This is a genomic window from Pseudomonas sp. CAU 1711, assembly GCF_039888625.1.
Classification (GTDB): Bacteria; Pseudomonadota; Gammaproteobacteria; order Pseudomonadales; family Pseudomonadaceae; genus Aquipseudomonas.
In genome coordinates this window covers 1-19,469 of record NZ_JBDQQT010000010.1, presented here as the reverse complement: position 1 = coordinate 19,469, position 19,469 = coordinate 1, and the positions used below count along the sequence as shown (strand labels likewise).

Below are 19,469 nucleotides of genomic sequence, written 5' to 3'. Positions count from 1 at the left end.
GGCGTTTTGCTATCCGCCAGAAACCCATAGCCGAGAACGCCAGCATGACCACCGCCCGCGAAACCATAGCCGCAGTCGCCACCGCCCAGGGCCGCGGGGGCGTCGGCATAGTGCGGGTCTCCGGCCCCCTGGCGCGGGCCATCGGCATCAGCCTGGCGGGGCTGGAACCCAAGCCGCGGCATGCCCATTACGGCGCCTGGCACGACGACGAAGGCCTGGTGATCGACCAGGGCCTGCTGCTGTTCTTCCCCGGCCCCCACTCCTTCACCGGCGAAGACGTGCTGGAACTGCAGGGCCATGGCGGCCCGGTGGTGCTGGACATGCTGCTGCAGCGCTGTCTCTCGCTGGGGGCCCGCCAGGCACGCCCGGGCGAGTTCAGCGAGCGCGCCTTCCTCAACGACAAGCTCGACCTGGCCCAGGCCGAGGCCATCGCCGACCTGATAGAGGCCAGCTCGGCGCAGGCCGCGCGCAACGCCCTGCGCTCGCTGCAGGGCGAGTTCTCGCGGCGCGTGCACGAGCTGACCGAACGGCTGATCCAGCTGCGCATCTACGTCGAGGCGGCGATCGACTTCCCCGAGGAGGAGATCGACTTCCTCGCCGACGGCCATGTGCTCAGCCAGCTGGACGGCGTGCGCGACTACTTATCCACTGTGCTGCGCGAGGCCGGCCAGGGCGCCCTGCTGCGCGACGGCATGAACGTGGTGATCGCCGGCCGGCCCAACGCCGGCAAGTCCAGCCTGCTCAATGCCCTGGCCGGGCGCGAGGCGGCCATCGTCACCGATATCGCCGGCACCACCCGCGACGTGCTGCGCGAACATATCCACATCGACGGCATGCCGCTGCACGTGGTGGACACCGCCGGCCTGCGCGATACCGCCGACCAGGTCGAGCGCATCGGCGTGGAGCGCGCGCTGAAGGCCATAGGCGAGGCCGACCGGGTGCTGCTGGTGGTCGACTCAACCGCCCCGGAGGCGGCCGACCCCTTCGCCCTGTGGCCCGAGTTCCTCGACGAAAAACCCGATCCGGCGCGGGTCACCCTGATCCGCAACAAGGCCGACCTGTCCGGGGAGAGCATCGGCCTGGAAACCTGCAACGACGGCCACGTCACCCTGACCCTGTCCGCCAAGTCGAGCGCAGGCCTGGACCTGCTGCGCGAACACCTGAAGGCCTGCATGGGCTTCGAGCAGACCGCCGAGAGCGGCTTCAGCGCCCGCCGCCGGCACTTGGAGGCGTTGCGCCAGGCCCAGGCCAGCCTCGAGCACGGCCGCAGCCAGCTGACCCTGATGGGGGCCGGCGAGTTGCTGGCCGAAGACCTGCGCCAGGCCCAGCACGCCCTCGGCGAGATCACCGGCGCCTTCAGCTCGGACGATCTGCTGGGGCGCATCTTCTCCAGTTTCTGCATCGGCAAGTAGCCAGGAACCCTGTGGAAAACCCGGACTGAACTCGGTCGATAAGCCTGGGTACAAGTCGTTGGAAAACCCCGCTGTGCATAAACCATGATTCCATCCACAGGCGTTATCCAGCTTGCCCAGCGGTTAGGGCCAGGAACGGCACAGCCTTATACAGCGCTGCAGGCCTCTAATGGCGAGGACTGTAGCCATCTATCCACAGAAAGTGCCCGCACCATACATAAACATAAAAACCAAGCTTTATAAGATTTCTCTCTTTTATTCTCTATTTTCCTGAAAGCCCGTCAGCTGGCTATTTTTTGTGCAGAAGGCTTCATTCGGGCAGGCCAACTCCCTATACTTGCCAGCCTTTCCGCTTTCCAATCAAAAAGCCCCTTACTCAACAGGCATCGAGGTGCGTGGTGGACTTCCCTTCCCGTTTTGACGTGATCGTGATCGGCGGCGGCCATGCCGGCACCGAGGCCGCACTGGCGGCCGCACGCATGGGCGTGAAGACCCTGCTGCTGACCCACAATGTGGAAACCCTCGGCCAGATGAGCTGCAACCCGGCGATTGGCGGCATCGGCAAGAGCCATCTGGTCAAGGAAATCGACGCCCTCGGCGGCGCCATGGCCATCGCCACCGACAAGGGCGGCATCCAGTTCCGCGTGCTCAACAGCCGCAAGGGCCCAGCCGTGCGCGCCACCCGCGCCCAGGCCGACCGCGTGCTCTATAAAGCCGCGGTGCGCGAGATACTGGAGAACCAGCCCAACCTGTGGATATTCCAGCAGGCGGCCGACGACCTGATCGTCGAGCAGGAGCGGGTCAAGGGCGTGGTCACCCAGATGGGCCTGCGTTTCCATGCCGACAACGTGGTGCTGACCACCGGTACCTTCCTCGGCGGACTTATCCACATCGGCCTGCAGAACTATTCCGGCGGCCGCGCCGGCGATCCGCCCTCGATCGCCCTGGCCAAGCGCCTGCGCGAACTGCCGCTGCGCGTCGGCCGGCTGAAGACCGGCACCCCGCCACGCATCGACGGCCGCTCGGTGGATTTCTCGCAGATGACCGAGCAGCCGGGCGACACGCCGATCCCGGTGATGTCCTTCCTCGGCAGCAAGGAACAGCACCCGGCCCAGGTCAGTTGCTGGATCACCCATACCAATGCGCGCACCCACGACATCATCGCCAGCAACCTGGATCGCTCGCCGATGTACTCGGGCGTGATCGAGGGCGTCGGCCCGCGCTACTGCCCGTCGATCGAGGACAAGATTCATCGCTTCGCCGACAAGGACAGCCACCAGGTGTTCCTCGAGCCCGAGGGCCTGACCACCCACGAGCTGTACCCCAACGGCATCTCCACCTCGCTGCCGTTCGATGTGCAGCTGGAGATCGTGCGCTCCATTCGCGGCATGGAGAATGCCCATATCGTGCGCCCGGGCTACGCCATCGAGTACGACTACTTCGACCCGCGCGACCTCAAGTACAGCCTGGAGACCAAGGTCATCGGCGGCCTGTTCTTCGCCGGCCAGATCAACGGCACCACCGGCTACGAAGAGGCCGGCGCCCAGGGCCTGCTGGCCGGCTGCAACGCCGCGCTGCGCGCGCAGGGCAAGGAGGCCTGGTGCCCGCGCCGCGACGAGGCCTATATCGGCGTGCTGGTCGACGACCTGATCACCCTGGGCACCCAGGAGCCCTACCGCATGTTCACCTCGCGCGCCGAGTACCGGCTGATCCTGCGCGAGGACAATGCCGACCTGCGCCTGACCGAGAAGGGCCGCGAACTGGGCCTGGTCGACGATGCGCGCTGGGCCGCCTTCGAGGCCAAGCGCGAGGGCATCATTCAGGAAGAGCAGCGCCTGAAGAGCACCTGGGTGCGCCCCGGCACGCCGCAGGGCGATGCCATCGCCGCACGCTTCGGCACCCCGCTGGCGCACGAATACAACCTGCTCAACCTGCTGGCCCGTCCGGAGATCGACTACGCCGCCCTGGCCGAAGTGACCCAGGCACCGGCCATCGACGCTCAGGTCGCCGAGCAGGTGGAGATCAAGACCAAGTACGCCGGCTACATCGACCGCCAGCAGGACGAGATCGAGCGCCTGCGCGCCAGCGAGAACACCCGCCTGCCGGCGGACCTCGACTACGGCAGCATCTCCGGCCTGTCCAAGGAGATCCAGCACAAGCTGGGCAACGCCCGCCCCGAGACCCTCGGCCAGGCCGGGCGCATCCCCGGTGTGACGCCGGCGGCCATCTCCCTGCTGCTGATCCACCTGAAGAAGCGTGGTGCCGGGCAGAAGCTGGAGCAGAGCGCCTGATGTCCATGGTCAGCCAACGCCATGCCGAGGAGCTCGCCCAGGGCGCCCAGACCCTGGGGGTAGAACTCTCCGCCCTGCAGCACGAACAGCTGCTGGCCTACCTGGCCCTGCTGATCAAGTGGAACAAGGCCTACAACCTCACCGCCGTGCGCAACCCGGACGAGATGGTGTCGCGCCATCTGCTCGATAGCCTCAGCGTCGTGCCTTTCGTCGCCCGGTATGGCGATAACTGGCTGGACGTCGGCAGCGGCGGCGGCATGCCCGGCGTGCCGCTGGCCATCCTGTTCCCCGAGCGTCGTTTTACCCTGCTCGATTCCAACGGCAAGAAGACCCGCTTCCTCACCCAGGTGAAGCTGGAGCTCAAGCTGGCCAATCTGGAAGTTATCCACAGTCGGGTCGAAGAGTTCCGTCCCGAGCAGCCGTTCAGCGGAATCTGCTCGCGCGCCTTCAGCGCGCTGCAGGACTTCAGCGACTGGACCCGCCATCTCGGCAACGGCGACACCCACTGGCTGGCGATGAAGGGCGTGCAGCCGGACGACGAGCTGCAGGCGCTGCCGGCGGACTTCCGTCTGCAAAGCTGCGACCTACTCAAGGTTCCCGGTTGCCAAGGTCAGCGCCATCTGTTGATACTGCGTCGCTCGGTCTAGGGGGAAGCACAGATGGCCAAGGTATTCGCGATCGCCAATCAGAAGGGCGGGGTCGGCAAGACCACCACCTGCATCAACCTGGCCGCCTCGCTGGTCGCCACCAAGCGCCGCGTGCTGCTGATCGACCTCGATCCACAGGGCAACGCGACCATGGGCAGCGGTGTGGATAAGCAGGATCTGGAGCACTCCATCTACGACGTGTTGATCGGCGAGAGCACGGTCGGCGAGGCCATGCAGTTCTCCGAGCACGGCGGCTACCAGCTGCTGCCGGCCAACCGCGACCTGACCGCCGCGGAAGTCGCCCTGCTCGAGATGAAGATGAAGGAGAGCCGTCTGCGCCATGCCCTGGCACCGATCCGCGAGAACTACGACTACATCCTCATCGACTGCCCGCCGGCGCTGTCGATGCTCACGGTCAACGCCCTGGTCGCCGCCGACGGCGTGATCATCCCCATGCAGTGCGAGTACTACGCGCTGGAGGGCCTGACCGACCTGATGAACAGCATCCAGCGCATCGCCCAGCTGCTCAACCCGACCCTGAAGATCGAGGGCCTGCTGCGCACCATGTACGACCCGCGCATCAGCCTGACCAACGACGTGTCCGCCCAGCTCAAGGCGCACTTCGGCGAGCAACTGTACGACGCAGTCATCCCGCGCAATGTGCGCCTGGCCGAGGCGCCCAGCTTCGGCATGCCGGCGCTGGCCTACGACAAGCAATCGCGCGGCGCCATCGCCTACCTGGCGCTGGCCGGCGAACTGGTGCGCCGTCAGCGCGCTAGCGCGAAAACCGCAACCGCATAAGGAATCCCATGGCCACCAAGAAACGAGGCCTCGGCCGCGGACTGGACGCCCTGCTCGGCGGTAGCACCGCCGCCACCCTGGAAGAAGAAGCGGTCAAGGCCGACAGCCGCGAGCTGCAGCACCTGCCGCTGGAACTGATCCAGCGCGGCAAGTACCAGCCGCGCCGCGACATGGACCCGGGCGCCCTCGAGGAGCTGGCCAACTCGATCAAGGCCCAGGGCGTGATGCAGCCCATAGTCGTGCGTCCCATCGGCGGCGGCCGCTTCGAGATCATCGCCGGCGAGCGGCGCTGGCGCGCCAGCCAGCAGGCCGGTCTGGACAGAATTCCGGCCATGGTCCGCGAGGTGCCGGACGAGGCCGCCATCGCCATGGCGCTGATCGAGAACATCCAGCGCGAGGACCTCAACCCCATCGAGGAGGCCGTGGCCCTGCAGCGCCTGCAGCAGGAGTTCGAGCTGACCCAGCAGCAGGTCGCCGATGCGGTGGGCAAGTCGCGGGTGACCATCACCAACCTGCTGCGCCTGATCGCCCTGCCGGAAGAGATCAAGACCCTGCTCGCCCATGGCGATCTGGAGATGGGCCATGCCCGCGCATTGCTCGGCCTGCCCCTGGAGCGCCAGGTGGAAGGCGCGCGACATGTTGTCGCACGCGGCCTCACCGTGCGCCAAACCGAGGCACTGGTGCGCCAGTGGCTGAACGCCAAGGAAAAACCTGTCGAAAAGGCCAAGGTCGACCCGGACATCAATCGCCTGGAACAGCGTCTGGCCGAGAAGCTAGGGGCTCCGGTGCAGATCAAGCATGGCGCCAAGGGCAAGGGCCAGCTGGTGATCCGCTACGCCTCGCTGGACGAGCTGCAGGGCGTGCTGGCGCATATTCGTTGAAGCGCGACACATTTGCTTATCTAACGAGCGGTCGGAATTCGCCGGTGGCCAGTTGAACAGGGGGGGAACCCCCCCTATACTCTGCGCGCATTTTGTCGGCACAAAGTATGCCAAGTCGTTGATTTAATGTGCCGATCCAGAGGAACAGCGAGAGATGGATGCCCGCACGCCGAACCGCCTGCCCTTCCATCGTCTGCCGGTTTTCCCGGTACTGCTGGCCCAGCTGGTCGTGATACTGCTGGCCGCCGCCGCCCTGTATGGCTGGCGCGGCACGGTGAGCGGCTACTCGGGACTCTGCGGGGGGCTGATTGCCTGGTTCCCCAACCTGTATTTCGCCCACAAGGCGTTCCGTTTTAGCGGCGCGCGGGCTGCCCAGAGCATCGTGCGGTCGTTCTACGCCGGCGAGGCGGGCAAATTGATTCTGACGGCGGTGCTCTTCGCACTGGCGTTCGTGGTGGTGAAACCGCTGGAGGCGCCGGCCCTGTTCGGCGTGTTCGTGCTGGCGCTCAGCGTCGGCTGGTTCGCCCCGCTGCTGATGAGAACAAGACTTTCGAGACCTTAGAGCGTTTGAGGCAAACATGGCAGAACAAACCGCTTCGGGCTATATCCAGCACCACCTGCAGAACCTGACCTTCGGTCAGCATCCGGTGAACGGCTGGGGCTTCGCCCACACCGCGCAAGAAGCAAAGGAAATGGGCTTATGGGCCTTCCACGTCGACACCCTGGGCTGGTCCGTCGTCCTAGGCCTGATCTTCATCCTGCTGTTCCGCATGGCCGCCAAGCGCGCCACCAGCGGCCAGCCGGGCGGCCTGCAGAACTTCGTCGAAGTGCTGATCGAGTTCGTCGACGGCAGCGTCAAGGACACCTTCCACGGCCGTAACAACCTGATCGCGCCGCTGGCCCTGACCATCTTCGTCTGGATCTTCCTGATGAACCTGATGGACCTGGTGCCGGTGGACTTCCTGCCGGTGCTGGCGGCCAAGATCGCCGGTAACGATCACCTGTTCTTCCGTGTGGTGCCGACCACCGACCCGAACGCCACCCTGGGCATGGCCCTGTCGGTGTTCGCCCTGATCGTGTTCTACAGCATCAAGGTCAAGGGCATCGGCGGCTTCCTCGGCGAGCTGACCCTGCATCCGTTCAGCAGCAAGAACATCTTCATGCAGATCCTGCTGATCCCGGTCAACTTCCTGCTCGAGTTCGTCACCCTGATCGCCAAGCCGATCTCTCTGGCTCTGCGTCTGTTCGGCAACATGTATGCCGGCGAACTGATCTTCATCCTGATCGCCGTGATGTTCGGCAGCGGCCTGTTCCTGCTGAGCACTCTGGGCGTGGCGTTGAACTGGGCGTGGGCGGTGTTCCACATCCTGATCATCACCCTGCAGGCCTTCATCTTCATGATGTTGACCATCGTCTACCTGTCGATGGCGCACGAAGACAACCACTAAGCGGCCCGCCGCTTTAGGTAAAACGAAAACCGCTTTATCGCTTCAACCTAAACCAATACGACGTAAAAGTCGGGAGGAAAAATGGAAACTGTAGTTGGTCTCACCGCGATTGCTGTTGCCCTGCTGATCGGTCTGGGCGCTCTGGGTACTGCCATCGGCTTCGGTCTGCTGGGCGGCAAATTCCTGGAAGGCGCTGCTCGTCAGCCGGAAATGGTTCCGATGCTGCAGGTGAAAATGTTCATCGTCGCCGGTCTGCTGGACGCCGTGACCATGATCGGCGTGGGTATCGCTCTGTTCTTCACCTTCGCTAACCCGTTCATTGCTCAAGTAGCCCAGTAATTCTCGTTTCTGAGAGTTTTGGACTGACAACGAGAGCGAGGTATTGGCGTGAACATTAATGCAACCCTGATTGGCCAGGCCGTTGCGTTCTTCATTTTCGTGATGTTCTGCATGAAGTTCGTATGGCCGCCGGTCATCACAGCTCTGCGTGAACGTCAGAAGAAGATCGCCGATGGTCTGGACGCCGCCAACCGCGCGGCTCGCGATCTGGAGCTGGCCCACGAGAAAGTTGCCCAGCAACTGCGTGAAGCCAAGGCCCAGGCCGCCGAGATCATCGAGCAGGCCAAGAAGCGCGGCACTCAGATCGTCGACGAAGCCCGTGATCAGGCTCGTGTCGAAGCTGACCGTGTGAAGGCTCAGGCTCAGGCCGAGATCGAACAGGAACTGAACAGCGTCAAAGACGCCCTGCGTGCCCAAGTGGGTGCCCTGGCCGTCGGCGGTGCCGAGAAGATCCTGGGTGCATCCATCGATCAAAACGCGCATGCGGAGCTGGTTAACAAACTGGCTGCCGAAATCTAAGCGAGGGCGATCATGGCAGAACTGACCACGCTGGCCCGACCTTACGCCAAGGCGGCCTTCGAGCACGCTCAGGCCCACCAGCAACTGGCCTCCTGGTCAGCCATGCTCGGCCTGGCTGCGGCGGTGTCGCAGGACGACACCATGCAGCGCGTACTCAAGGCCCCGCGTTTGACGAGTGCAGACAAGGCCACCACTTTCAACGAAGTGTGTGGTGACAAGTTCGACGCCCAGGCACGCAACTTCATTTCCGTGGTAGCCGAAAACGGTCGTCTCGACCTGTTGCCGGAAATCGCCGCCCTGTTCGAGCTGTACAAGGCCGAGCAGGAGAAGTCGGTGGACGTGGAAGTGACCAGTGCCTTCGCATTGAGCACAGAACAGCAAGACAAACTCGCCAAGGTTCTCAACGCACGGCTCAGCCGAGAAGTGCGTCTGCATGTGACGGAAGACGCCGCCCTCATCGGTGGCGTGGTGATCCGCGCAGGCGACCTGGTTATCGATGGCTCGGTTCGCGGCAAGATCGCGAAACTGGCCGAAGCGTTGAAATCTTGAGTTTGAAGGGGCAGCAGAGCAATGCAGCAACTCAATCCTTCCGAAATTAGTGAAATCATCAAGGGACGTATCGAGAAACTCGACGTCTCTTCCCAAGCCCGCAACGAAGGTACCGTGGTCTCCGTCTCCGACGGTATCGTGCGTATCTACGGTCTGGCCGACGTCATGTACGGCGAAATGATCGAGTTCCCGGGTGGTGTCTACGGCATGGCGCTGAACCTGGAGCAGGACTCCGTCGGTGCCGTGGTGCTGGGTGCCTACACCAGCCTGGCCGAAGGCATGAGCGCCAAGTGCACCGGCCGCATCCTGGAAGTCCCGGTCGGTCCGGAACTGCTGGGCCGCGTGGTCGACGCCCTGGGCAACCCGATCGACGGCAAAGGCCCGATCAATGCTCAGGCCACCGACGCCGTCGAGAAAGTCGCCCCGGGCGTGATCTGGCGTAAGTCGGTCGACCAGCCGGTACAGACCGGTTACAAGTCGGTCGACGCCATGATCCCGGTAGGCCGTGGCCAGCGCGAGCTGATCATCGGTGACCGTCAGATCGGTAAGACCGCCCTGGCCGTCGACGCCATCATCAACCAGAAGAACAGCGGCATCCGCTGCGTCTACGTGGCCGTCGGTCAGAAGCAGTCGACCATCGCCAACGTGGTACGCAAGCTGGAAGAAGCCGGCGCCCTGGCCAACACCATCGTGGTGGCAGCAAGCGCGTCCGAATCGGCTGCCCTGCAGTTCCTCGCGCCGTACGCCGGTTGCACCATGGGCGAATACTTCCGCGACCGCGGTGAAGACGCCCTGATCGTGTACGACGACCTGTCCAAGCAGGCCGTTGCCTACCGCCAGATTTCCCTGCTGCTGCGCCGTCCGCCGGGCCGCGAAGCCTACCCGGGCGACGTGTTCTATCTCCACAGCCGTCTGCTGGAGCGCGCTTCCCGCGTTTCCGAAGAGTACGTCGAGAAGTTCACCAATGGCGCCGTGACTGGCAAGACCGGTTCCCTGACCGCCCTGCCGATCATCGAAACCCAGGCCGGTGACGTTTCCGCGTTCGTTCCGACCAACGTGATCTCCATCACCGACGGTCAGATCTTCCTGGAATCGGCCATGTTCAACTCGGGTATCCGTCCGGCCGTCAACGCCGGTATCTCGGTATCCCGCGTGGGTGGTGCCGCGCAGACCAAGATCATCAAGAAGCTCTCCGGTGGTATCCGTACCGCTCTGGCTCAGTACCGTGAACTGGCGGCCTTCGCCCAGTTCGCTTCCGACCTGGACGAAGCCACCCGCAAGCAGCTCGAGCATGGTCAGCGTGTAACCGAGCTGATGAAGCAGAAGCAGTACGCGCCGATGTCGATCGCCGACATGGCCCTGTCGCTGTACGCCGCCGAGCGTGGCTTCCTGGCCGACATCGAAGTCGCCAAGATCATCAGCTTCGAGCAGGCCCTGATCGCCTACTTCAACCGTGAGAACGCCGCGCTGATGGCGAAGATCAACGAGAAGGGCGACTTCAACGACGACATCGATGGCCAGCTGAAAGCCGGTATCGAGAAGTTCAAGGCCACCCAAACCTGGTAAGCCGCAGCGGGGGCCGCGAGGTCCCCGCTTGCTAACCTGATAGGTGTTACATGGCAGGCGCAAAAGAGATTCGCAGCAAGATTGCGAGCATCAAAAGCACGCAGAAGATCACCAGCGCCATGGAAAAGGTGGCGGTCAGCAAGATGCGCAGAGCACAAATGCGCATGGCTGCCAGCCGCCCCTACGCGGAGCGTATCCGCCAGGTGATTGGTCATCTGGCCAACGCCAACCCGGAATACCGCCACCCGTTCATGATCGAGCGCGAAGTCAAGCGCGTCGGTTACGTGGTGGTGAGCTCCGACCGTGGTCTGTGTGGTGGACTGAATAGCAACCTGTTCAAGGCTCTGGTCAAGGACATGGCGAGCAATCGCGAGCAAGGCGTGGAGATCGATCTCTGCGTGATTGGCAGCAAGGGTGCGGCATTCTTCCGCAACTTTGGTGGCAATGTCGTTGCTGCGATCAGCCACCTGGGCGAAGAACCCTCGATCAACGATCTGATCGGTTCCGTCAAGGTCATGCTCGATGCTTACCTGGAAGGTCGCATCGATCGTCTGTCCGTGGTCTCGAACAAGTTCATCAATACCATGACGCAAAAGCCGACAGTGGAGCAGCTGGTTCCGCTGGTGGCGACTCCGGATGAAGGTCTCAAGCATCACTGGGACTACCTGTACGAACCCGACGCCAAGCAGCTGCTCGACGGCCTGATGGTGCGCTATGTGGAGTCGCAGGTGTACCAGGCGGTGGTCGAGAACAACGCTGCCGAACAGGCCGCGCGGATGATCGCGATGAAGAACGCCACCGACAACGCTGGCGAGCTGATCAAAGACCTGCAGCTGATCTACAACAAGGCGCGTCAGGCAGCGATCACCCAGGAAATTTCGGAAATCGTCGGCGGCGCTGCCGCGGTTTAAGAACGGTTCAAATATTCAGAGGAACCAAAGATGAGTAGCGGACGTATCGTTCAAATCATCGGCGCCGTTATCGACGTGGAATTCCCGCGTGATCAAGTGCCGAGTGTTTATGAAGCGCTGAAAGTAGTTGGCGCCGAAACCACCCTGGAAGTTCAGCAGCAGCTGGGCGACGGCGTGGTGCGTTCCATCGCCATGGGCTCGACCGAAGGTCTGAAGCGTGGTCTGGAAATCACCCGTACCCACAAGGCCATCTCCGTGCCGGTCGGTAAGGCGACCCTGGGCCGGATCATGGACGTACTGGGCAACCCGATCGACGAAGCCGGCCCGATTGGCGAAGAAGAGCAGTGGGAAATCCACCGCGCCGCGCCGTCCTACGCCGAGCAAGCCGGCGGCAACGACCTGCTGGAAACCGGCATCAAGGTAATCGACCTGGTCTGCCCGTTCGCCAAGGGTGGTAAGGTCGGTCTGTTCGGTGGCGCCGGTGTCGGCAAGACCGTGAACATGATGGAACTGATCCGTAACATCGCCATGGAACACAGCGGTTACTCCGTGTTCGCTGGTGTGGGTGAGCGTACTCGTGAGGGTAACGACTTCTACCACGAGATGAAGGATTCCAACGTTCTCGACAAGGTAGCCCTGGTCTACGGTCAGATGAACGAGCCGCCAGGCAACCGTCTGCGCGTGGCGCTGACCGGCCTGACCATGGCCGAGAAGTTCCGTGACGAAGGCCGTGACGTACTGCTGTTCGTCGACAACATCTACCGTTACACCCTCGCCGGTACCGAAGTATCCGCACTGCTGGGCCGTATGCCTTCCGCAGTAGGTTACCAGCCGACCCTGGCCGAAGAGATGGGCGTTCTGCAGGAGCGTATTACCTCCACCAAGAACGGCTCGATCACCTCGGTACAGGCCGTATACGTACCCGCGGACGACCTGACCGACCCGAGCCCGGCGACCACCTTCGCCCACTTGGACGCCACCGTCGTACTGTCGCGTGACATCGCTTCCCTGGGTATCTACCCGGCCGTTGACCCGCTGGACTCCACCAGCCGTCAGCTGGACCCGAACGTGATCGGCCAGGAGCACTACGACACCGCTCGCGGCGTGCAGTACGTGCTGCAGCGCTACAAGGAGCTGAAGGACATCATCGCGATCCTCGGCATGGACGAACTGTCCGAAGAGGACAAGCAACTGGTGGCCCGCGCTCGTAAGATCCAGCGCTTCCTGTCGCAGCCGTTCTTCGTGGCCGAAGTCTTCACCGGCTCCCCGGGCAAGTACGTTTCCCTGAAGGACACCATCGCTGGTTTCAGCGGTATTCTGAAAGGTGACTACGATCACCTGCCGGAGCAGGCGTTCTACATGGTTGGCAGCATCGACGAAGCAATCGAGAAAGCCAAGAAACTGTAATCCCCTGTGCGCCCGGCAACGGGCGCTCATGTGAGGCTAGATATGGCTATGACAGTCCATTGCGACATCGTCAGCGCAGAAGCGGAGATCTTCTCCGGTCTGGTCGAGATGGTGATTGCGCACGGCAACCTGGGCGATCTGGGTATCGCACCGGGCCACGCCCCGCTGATCACCGACCTCAAGCCGGGTCCGATCCGTCTGATCAAGCAGGGTGGTGAAGCGGAGGTGTTCTACATCTCCGGTGGTTTCCTCGAAGTGCAGCCGAACATGGTGAAGGTCCTGGCCGACACCGTGCAGCGCGCTGCCGATATCGACGAAGCCGCAGCCCAGGAGGCCCTCAAGGCCGCCGAGAAGGCCCTGCACGAGCAAGGCGCGGAGTTCGACTACGGTTCCGCCGCCGCTCACCTGGCCGAAGTCGCAGCCCAGCTGCGCACCGTCCAGCAGCTGCGCAAGAAGTTCGGCGGCTAAGCCACCAGCTTCAACCGCGTTGGGAGAAAGGGTAGCCTTGGCTACCCTTTTTCTTTTTCCGCCGGGGCTTTCTCCCCTTTCCCCTTGGAAGAGGGGCGGGAGTGAGGGACAGGTGCACCGCACAACTCTCACCGGCCTCAGGCACTCTCTCCCGAAGGAGAGAGGAATAGTTCAGCCGATTAGGATCTGCCTTCATGTCCCTCGATATCGTCATCCTCGCCGCCGGCCAGGGCACCCGCATGCGTTCGGCCCTGCCCAAGGTGCTGCACCCGGTGGCCGGCACACCCATGCTCGGCCATGTCATCGCCACCGCACGCCAACTGGAGCCGCGCAAGATCCATGTGGTGATCGGCCATGGCGCCGAGCTGGTGCGCGAGCGCCTGGCGGCGGACGACGTCGACTTCGTCCTGCAGGCCGAGCAGCTGGGCACCGGCCATGCCGTGGCCCAGGCGCTGCCGCATATCGAGGCGGACAAGGTGCTGATCCTCTATGGCGACGTGCCGCTGACCCGGGTCGAGACCCTGCAGGGCCTGCTGGCCCAGGCCAACGACGAGCAGCTGGGCCTGCTCACCGTCAACCTGGTCGACCCGACCGGCTACGGCCGCATCATCCGCGACGGCGCCGGCGTGGTGCAGGCCATCGTCGAGCACAAGGACGCCAGCGAGGCGCAGCGCGCCATCCGCGAGGGCAATACCGGCATTCTCGCCGTGCCCGGCAAGCGCCTCGGCGACTGGCTGGGCCGCCTGTCCAACAGCAACGCCCAGGGCGAGTACTACCTCACCGACGTGATCGCCATGGCCGTGGCCGACGGCCTGCGGGTGGCCACCGAAACGGCCCGCGACGAGATGGAAGTGCTCGGCGCCAACGACCGCATCCAGCTGGCTCAGCTGGAGCGCTACTACCAGCAGCGCGCCGCGCGCAGCCTGATGGCCCAGGGCGTGACCCTGCTGGATCCCGCGCGTTTCGATCTGCGCGGAGAAGTCACGGTCGGCCGCGATGTGCTGATCGACGTCAACGTGATACTCGAAGGCAAGGTGGTGATCGAGGACGGTGTGCAGATCGGCCCCAACTGCGTGATCAAGGACAGCACCCTGCGCAAGGGCGCCATCGTCAAAGCCAACAGCCACCTGGAAGGCGCCGAGCTGGGCGAGGGCGCCGATTGCGGTCCGTTCGCCCGCCTGCGTCCGGGCGCCAAGCTCGGCGCCAAGGCGCATGTCGGCAACTTCGTCGAACTGAAGAACGCGGTGCTGGGCGAGGGCGCCAAGGCCGGCCACCTGAGCTACCTGGGCGACGCCGATATCGGCGCGCGTAGCAACATCGGCGCCGGCACCATCACCTGCAACTACGACGGTGCCAACAAGCACCGCACGGTGATGGGCGAGGACGTGTTTATCGGCTCCAACAGTTCGATTGTCGCGCCCGTGACCCTGGGCAATGGCGCCACCACCGGCGCCGGCTCCACCGTGACCCAGGATGTGCCGGCCGCGGCGCTGGCAGTGGGCCGCGCCAAGCAACGCAATATCGAGGGCTGGAAGCGCCCCAAAAAGCAGCCATAAGCTTCAAGCCACAAGCTGCAAGTAAGAGCGCAAGCTTGACCCTGCCTGAGCGACCCTCAACCTGATTAGCTTGCAGCTTGCAGCTTGCAGCTTGCAGCTTGCAGCTTGCAGCTTGCAGCTTGCAGCTTGCAGCTTGCAGCTTGCAGCTTGCAGCTTGCAGCTGCTTTATGTTTTGATTCGCGCCATTATCTTTCGAATCGAAACTTACATGTCGAAACGCAACACGCCCCAGCGCCGCCACACCATCCTTACTCTGCTCACCGAGCAGGGCGAGGTGTCGGTGGACGCCCTGGCGGCGCATTTCGCCACCTCGGAAGTTACGATTCGAAAGGACCTGGCCGAGCTGGAGAAGAGCGGCCTGCTGCTGCGCCGCTACGGCGGTGCGATCCCCATGCCGCAGGAGCTGATCGGCGAACCGGCCCAGCCCGTTTCCCCCTACAAGCAGGCCATCGCCCGCGCGGCGGTCGGCCTGATCCGCGAGCACGCGCGCATCATCATCGACAGCGGCAGCACCACGGCGGCGATGATCCCGCAGCTCGGCCACAAGCCCGGCCTGGTGGTGATGACCAACTCGCTGAACGTGGCCAACGCCCTGCGCGAACTCGAGCACGAGCCGGTGCTGCTGATGACCGGCGGCACCTGGGACCCGCACTCGGAGTCCTTCCAGGGCCAGGTCGCCGAGCAGGTGCTGCGTTCCTACGACTTCGACCAGCTGTTCATCGGCGCCGATGGCATCGACCTGGAGCGCGGCACCACCACCTTCAACGAGCTGCTGGGCCTCTCGCGAGTCATGGCCGAGGTGGCCCGCGAGGTCACGGTCATGGTCGAGAGCGACAAGATCGGCCGCAAGATTCCCAACCTGGAGCTGCCCTGGAGCAGCGTCCAGACCCTGATTACCGACGACCGCCTGGATGCCCGGGTGGCCGAGCAGATAAGCGCGCGCGGGGTTCAGCTGATCCTCGCCAGCGTGCAGCCCTAAAGGAGAACAGCCATGTGTGGCATCGTTGGCGCCGTCGCCGAACGCAACATCACCCCGATCCTGGTAGAAGGCCTCAAGCGCCTGGAATACCGCGGCTACGACAGCGCCGGGGTGGCGGTCTTCACCCAGGCCGGCGAACTGCAGCGGCGGCGCCGCGCCGGCAAGGTCGCCGAGCTGGAACAGGCCCTAGCCGGCGAGCCGCTGACCGGCCACCTGGGCATCGCCCACACCCGCTGGGCCACCCACGGTGCACCGAGCGAACGCAATGCCCACCCGCATTTCTCTGGTAAAGAGCCCGGCGAGCAGCTGGCCGTGGTGCACAACGGCATCATCGAGAACCACGAGGAGCTGCGCGAGCGCCTCAAGGGCCTCGGCTACGTTTTCGCCTCGGACACCGACACCGAGACCATCGTCCACCTGCTCGACCACAAGCTGCAGCAGCTCGGCGACCTCACCGCCGCGCTCAAGGCAGCCATTCCCGAGCTGCATGGCGCCTACGGCCTGGCGGTGATCAGCGCCAGGCAGCCGGACCGCATCCTCGCCGCCCGCAGCGGCAGCCCGCTGGTGATCGGCCTGGGCCTCGGCGAGAACTTCCTCGCCTCCGACCAGCTGGCCCTGCGCCAGGTCACCGACCGCTTCGTCTACCTGGAAGAAGGCGATATCGCCGAGATCCGCCGCGACTCGCTGCAGATCTGGGACGCCGCCGGCCAATCGGTGCAGCGCGAAGCCGTGCAGTACCACGAAGGCGCCGAGGCGGCGGACAAGGGCGAGTATCGCCACTTCATGCTCAAGGAGATCCACGAGCAACCCAAGGTCGTACAGCGCACCCTGGAAGGCCGCCTGGGCGGCGACCAGGTCCTGGTGCAGGCCTTCGGCCCGCAGGCCGCCGAGCTGTTCGCTCGCGTCAAGAATGTGCAGATCGTCGCCTGCGGTACCAGCTACCACGCCGGCATGGTCGCCCGTTACTGGCTGGAGGCGCTGACCGGCATTCCCTGCCAGATCGAAGTGGCCAGCGAGTTCCGCTACCGCCAGGTGGCCGTGCAGCCGGATAGCCTGTTCATCACCATCTCCCAGTCCGGCGAGACCGCCGACACCCTAGCCGCGCTGCGCAACGCCAAGCAGTCCGGCTACCTGGCCAGCCTGACCATCTGCAACGTCGGCACCAGTTCCCTGGTGCGCGAGTCCGACCTGTGCCTGCTGACCCAGGCCGGCCCGGAAATCGGCGTGGCCTCGACCAAGGCCTTCACCACCCAGCTGGTCTCCCTGCTGCTGTTGACCCTGGCCCTGGGCCAGGTGCGAGGCACCCTGGACGCCGCCGTCGGCGCCGAACTGGTGGAAGAACTGCGCCGCCTGCCGACCCGCCTGGGCGAGGCGCTGGCCATGGACAAGACTGTGGAGAAGGTCGCCGAACTGTTCGCCGAGAAGCACCACACCCTGTTTCTCGGCCGTGGTGCTCAGTACCCGGTGGCCATGGAAGGCGCGCTCAAGCTCAAGGAAATCTCCTACATCCACGCCGAGGCTTACCCGGCTGGCGAGCTCAAGCACGGCCCGCTGGCCCTGGTCGATGCCGACATGCCGGTGGTCACAGTCGCGCCCAACAACGAGCTGCTGGAGAAGCTCAAATCCAACCTGCAGGAAGTCCGCGCCCGCGGCGGCGAGCTGATCGTCTTCGCCGACCAGAAGGCGGGACTGGGCAACGGCGAGGGCACCCATGTGGTGGCCATGCCGCATATCCACGACGTGCTGGCGCCGATCCTCTACACCGTGCCGCTGCAGCTGCTGTCCTACTACGTGGCGGTGCTGAAGGGCACCGATGTGGACCAGCCGCGCAATCTGGCGAAATCGGTGACGGTGGAATAAGCCGAAAGCAAAACGAAAAAGCGGGCCGTTGGCCCGCTTTTTCTTTACCGATCAGGAAGCGGAGTCGCCTCGTATTCCAGTTTCTCCAAGTCCGCGTGCCCTGATAGGTTATGCGGAAAACATGATCCTCGATGCCGGTATCAGCGATGCTCTCCAAGAGGTTTCGCGCATGTGATTTTTGCCTGCGTGTCGGCCAGGACTGCACACTGAACGACCAGAACCACCGCAGTGACGCCACCCCCAAGCGGTGTCGATATGCGCATGGCACCGCCACGCGGGCTATCTAAAATGAGGTCAAGGCGTGCTCATACCCCGGCATCCACTACAGGAGACCAAGCATGAATACCTTGACCATCGAAGGCTGGTGCAAGGCCAGCGGCGCCACCAAGTCCACACCTATGGGACAGTTCCATTTTCGCGTCAGCGAATCCGACCACATACGCCTGGAACAGGCCGAAGAGCGCCTGCAGCAGACCCACGAGAAAGAAACCCTGATCGATGTCGAGATGGACACCCTGGAGCTTGTCACCCCGGAAGACTGCGGTCCCCTGGCCGATTGCCAGTGGCGCGTTTACCTGAGCAAGGGCGACGAACGCGGCCAGTTCCATCTGGTCGGTCATCGGTCGAGCGACGGCAGCCTCGTTTACACCAATGCGGTGATGATCGACCAGCTGGGGTAGCCCTAGGCCGAGGGTCCACGAACAGGCTGCGCGGGTGGCTGCGTTCACTGCGATCCGGGCAACGCTCAGCTGAGGCTGGGGGCGCGGTGCTTTGTGTCCCAGCATCTCAAGATTCATCTTGTGAATAAAAAGACTCCAGAATTCTCTTGCACTCCGTAGTTCTACATTGTGTATTGTTTTGCTCAATGAAGGATTCAGCAGAATAGCAATAAGGTGAGGAACCACTGGTACTTGGCATCTTGGTGAGGATGGTGATTGAGCTGTCTACCGCCTGTGTCTTCTCGCAAAGAGGAACTGGTCCGAAGGTGTCCGGAATAGCATCGCGACCTTTAAATTCCAGTGTGGAAACTGCCTTGCTGGCGTCCAATTGGTAAATATCTCGGGTCTTATCCAAAATTATCCAGATTCTATTCTCTTGCGCAGTGCAATCACAATCGCAATTCAGGAGGAAAGCGTCTGCCGAGGCAATGAATTTACTGGATTGCATTTCACCGGGTTCACAAAATTTTCCGATTGCCTCGACCTTGGGCGAGTCTGCCTGGGTAGCTGCGTTAGCGTCGCTTGCGATGAGTGTGGTTACGAGCAATAGGAAAATATATGGTGTATTAGAAAATTCGAATGTTTTTATCTTCGTCGATAGCATATTTCGTATTGCTCTCCATATTCCTTTTCGCACAGAAAGGTGGGGCGACAGAAGTGGGAAGATTTACTTATTGGCGAATAATCTACCGGAAAATAGATCTGTCCAATATTTAGTCATGCCCTGAATAGGTCATGCGGAATACATGATCCTCGATGCCCGTATCCGCGATGCACTCCAACAGGTAGTGGCTACCTAATTCGGGAATGATCTCGTGCACTATCCAATCCACTGTACTGAACACTGGTATCGAAAACCACCTGTGCAGAAACTGCATCTGCCGTAATGTAGGGTGTTGGAAGTTTCTATCCAAGAATTGATGGTGTTTATACGGGCTGAGCGATCTGGCTGTAAATGTTAATTGGTTTAATTTTTTTATTGGAGATTAAGCGTCTTAAGGAAGGTCTGAAGTAGAGCGGTTTTTCTGGCTGACTTCGGCCTTCGCCAATTTTGAAAGCGGCCAGTGGGTCAAAATCGACCAGATGGCTCGCTCATTTCGGTGTTTCTGGCCGCCG

The 19,469-nt window shown here is 62.9% G+C and carries 18 protein-coding genes; all 18 read left to right on the top strand.

From position 1 onward, the window contains the following. Positions 1–44 precede the first annotated feature (44 nt). The 18 genes from mnmE to AAFN46_RS12515 all read left to right on the top strand — a co-directional run bounded on the left by mnmE (position 45) and on the right by AAFN46_RS12515 (position 18,314). A complete protein-coding gene (gene mnmE, locus AAFN46_RS12600) occupies positions 45–1,412 on the top strand; it encodes a tRNA uridine-5-carboxymethylaminomethyl(34) synthesis GTPase MnmE (RefSeq protein ID WP_347809041.1) in 1,368 nt (455 codons plus the stop codon). Between the two features lie 398 nt (positions 1,413–1,810). Further along, positions 1,811–3,703: a tRNA uridine-5-carboxymethylaminomethyl(34) synthesis enzyme MnmG gene (mnmG, locus tag AAFN46_RS12595; RefSeq protein ID WP_347809040.1), complete on the top strand. Its 1,893-nt coding sequence runs from the start codon at positions 1,811–1,813 to the stop codon at positions 3,701–3,703. Next, positions 3,703–4,350, top strand: coding sequence for a 16S rRNA (guanine(527)-N(7))-methyltransferase RsmG (gene rsmG / locus AAFN46_RS12590; RefSeq protein WP_347809039.1), 648 nt, complete (start codon positions 3,703–3,705; stop codon positions 4,348–4,350). The genes mnmG and rsmG overlap by 1 nt, the downstream gene beginning before the upstream one ends. A gap of 12 nt (positions 4,351–4,362) precedes the next feature. Then, the gene (locus AAFN46_RS12585; RefSeq protein ID WP_347809038.1) at positions 4,363–5,151 is read left to right on the top strand and encodes a ParA family protein; all 789 of its coding nucleotides are present in this window, start codon (positions 4,363–4,365) and stop codon (positions 5,149–5,151) included. 8 nt (positions 5,152–5,159) lie between these two features. Beyond that, positions 5,160–6,032 (top strand): ParB/RepB/Spo0J family partition protein, encoded by an 873-nt coding sequence (locus tag AAFN46_RS12580; protein ID WP_347809037.1) that lies wholly within the window; start codon positions 5,160–5,162, stop codon positions 6,030–6,032. A 154-nt stretch (positions 6,033–6,186) separates the two neighbouring features. Then, on the top strand, positions 6,187–6,594 hold the full coding sequence (locus AAFN46_RS12575) for a F0F1 ATP synthase subunit I (RefSeq protein WP_347809036.1): 408 nt from the start codon (positions 6,187–6,189) through the stop codon (positions 6,592–6,594). A gap of 16 nt (positions 6,595–6,610) precedes the next feature. Further along, complete coding sequence (gene atpB, locus AAFN46_RS12570) at positions 6,611–7,480, top strand: F0F1 ATP synthase subunit A (RefSeq protein ID WP_347809035.1); 870 nt, start codon at positions 6,611–6,613, stop codon at positions 7,478–7,480. An 81-nt stretch (positions 7,481–7,561) separates the two neighbouring features. Beyond that, complete coding sequence (gene atpE, locus AAFN46_RS12565; RefSeq protein ID WP_003457994.1) at positions 7,562–7,819, top strand: F0F1 ATP synthase subunit C; 258 nt, start codon at positions 7,562–7,564, stop codon at positions 7,817–7,819. A 48-nt stretch (positions 7,820–7,867) separates the two neighbouring features. Beyond that, positions 7,868–8,338 carry a F0F1 ATP synthase subunit B gene (locus tag AAFN46_RS12560; protein ID WP_277691501.1) on the top strand — a complete coding sequence of 157 codons (471 nt, stop codon included), beginning with the start codon at positions 7,868–7,870 and terminating at the stop codon, positions 8,336–8,338. 12 nt (positions 8,339–8,350) lie between these two features. Continuing rightward, the gene (locus AAFN46_RS12555; protein WP_347809034.1) at positions 8,351–8,887 is read left to right on the top strand and encodes a F0F1 ATP synthase subunit delta; all 537 of its coding nucleotides are present in this window, start codon (positions 8,351–8,353) and stop codon (positions 8,885–8,887) included. A gap of 21 nt (positions 8,888–8,908) precedes the next feature. After that, positions 8,909–10,453, top strand: a complete 1,545-nt coding sequence (gene atpA / locus AAFN46_RS12550) for a F0F1 ATP synthase subunit alpha (RefSeq protein ID WP_347809033.1) — start codon at positions 8,909–8,911, stop codon at positions 10,451–10,453. Positions 10,454–10,503: 50 nt separating this feature from the next. Beyond that, the gene (gene atpG, locus AAFN46_RS12545; protein WP_347809032.1) at positions 10,504–11,364 is read left to right on the top strand and encodes a F0F1 ATP synthase subunit gamma; all 861 of its coding nucleotides are present in this window, start codon (positions 10,504–10,506) and stop codon (positions 11,362–11,364) included. Between the two features lie 30 nt (positions 11,365–11,394). Beyond that, positions 11,395–12,771 carry a F0F1 ATP synthase subunit beta gene (atpD, locus tag AAFN46_RS12540; protein ID WP_347809031.1) on the top strand — a complete coding sequence of 459 codons (1,377 nt, stop codon included), beginning with the start codon at positions 11,395–11,397 and terminating at the stop codon, positions 12,769–12,771. Between the two features lie 42 nt (positions 12,772–12,813). Then, entirely contained in the window at positions 12,814–13,239 is a 426-nt protein-coding gene (locus AAFN46_RS12535; protein ID WP_068828730.1) for a F0F1 ATP synthase subunit epsilon, read from the top strand. A gap of 194 nt (positions 13,240–13,433) precedes the next feature. Continuing rightward, complete coding sequence (glmU, locus tag AAFN46_RS12530; RefSeq protein WP_347809030.1) at positions 13,434–14,795, top strand: bifunctional UDP-N-acetylglucosamine diphosphorylase/glucosamine-1-phosphate N-acetyltransferase GlmU; 1,362 nt, start codon at positions 13,434–13,436, stop codon at positions 14,793–14,795. Positions 14,796–15,003: 208 nt separating this feature from the next. After that, the gene (locus AAFN46_RS12525; protein WP_347809029.1) at positions 15,004–15,774 is read left to right on the top strand and encodes a DeoR family transcriptional regulator; all 771 of its coding nucleotides are present in this window, start codon (positions 15,004–15,006) and stop codon (positions 15,772–15,774) included. Between the two features lie 12 nt (positions 15,775–15,786). After that, the gene (glmS, locus tag AAFN46_RS12520; RefSeq protein ID WP_347809028.1) at positions 15,787–17,634 is read left to right on the top strand and encodes a glutamine--fructose-6-phosphate transaminase (isomerizing); all 1,848 of its coding nucleotides are present in this window, start codon (positions 15,787–15,789) and stop codon (positions 17,632–17,634) included. 338 nt (positions 17,635–17,972) lie between these two features. Then, complete coding sequence (locus AAFN46_RS12515; protein ID WP_347809027.1) at positions 17,973–18,314, top strand: hypothetical protein; 342 nt, start codon at positions 17,973–17,975, stop codon at positions 18,312–18,314. Positions 18,315–19,469: the final 1,155 nt, after the last annotated feature.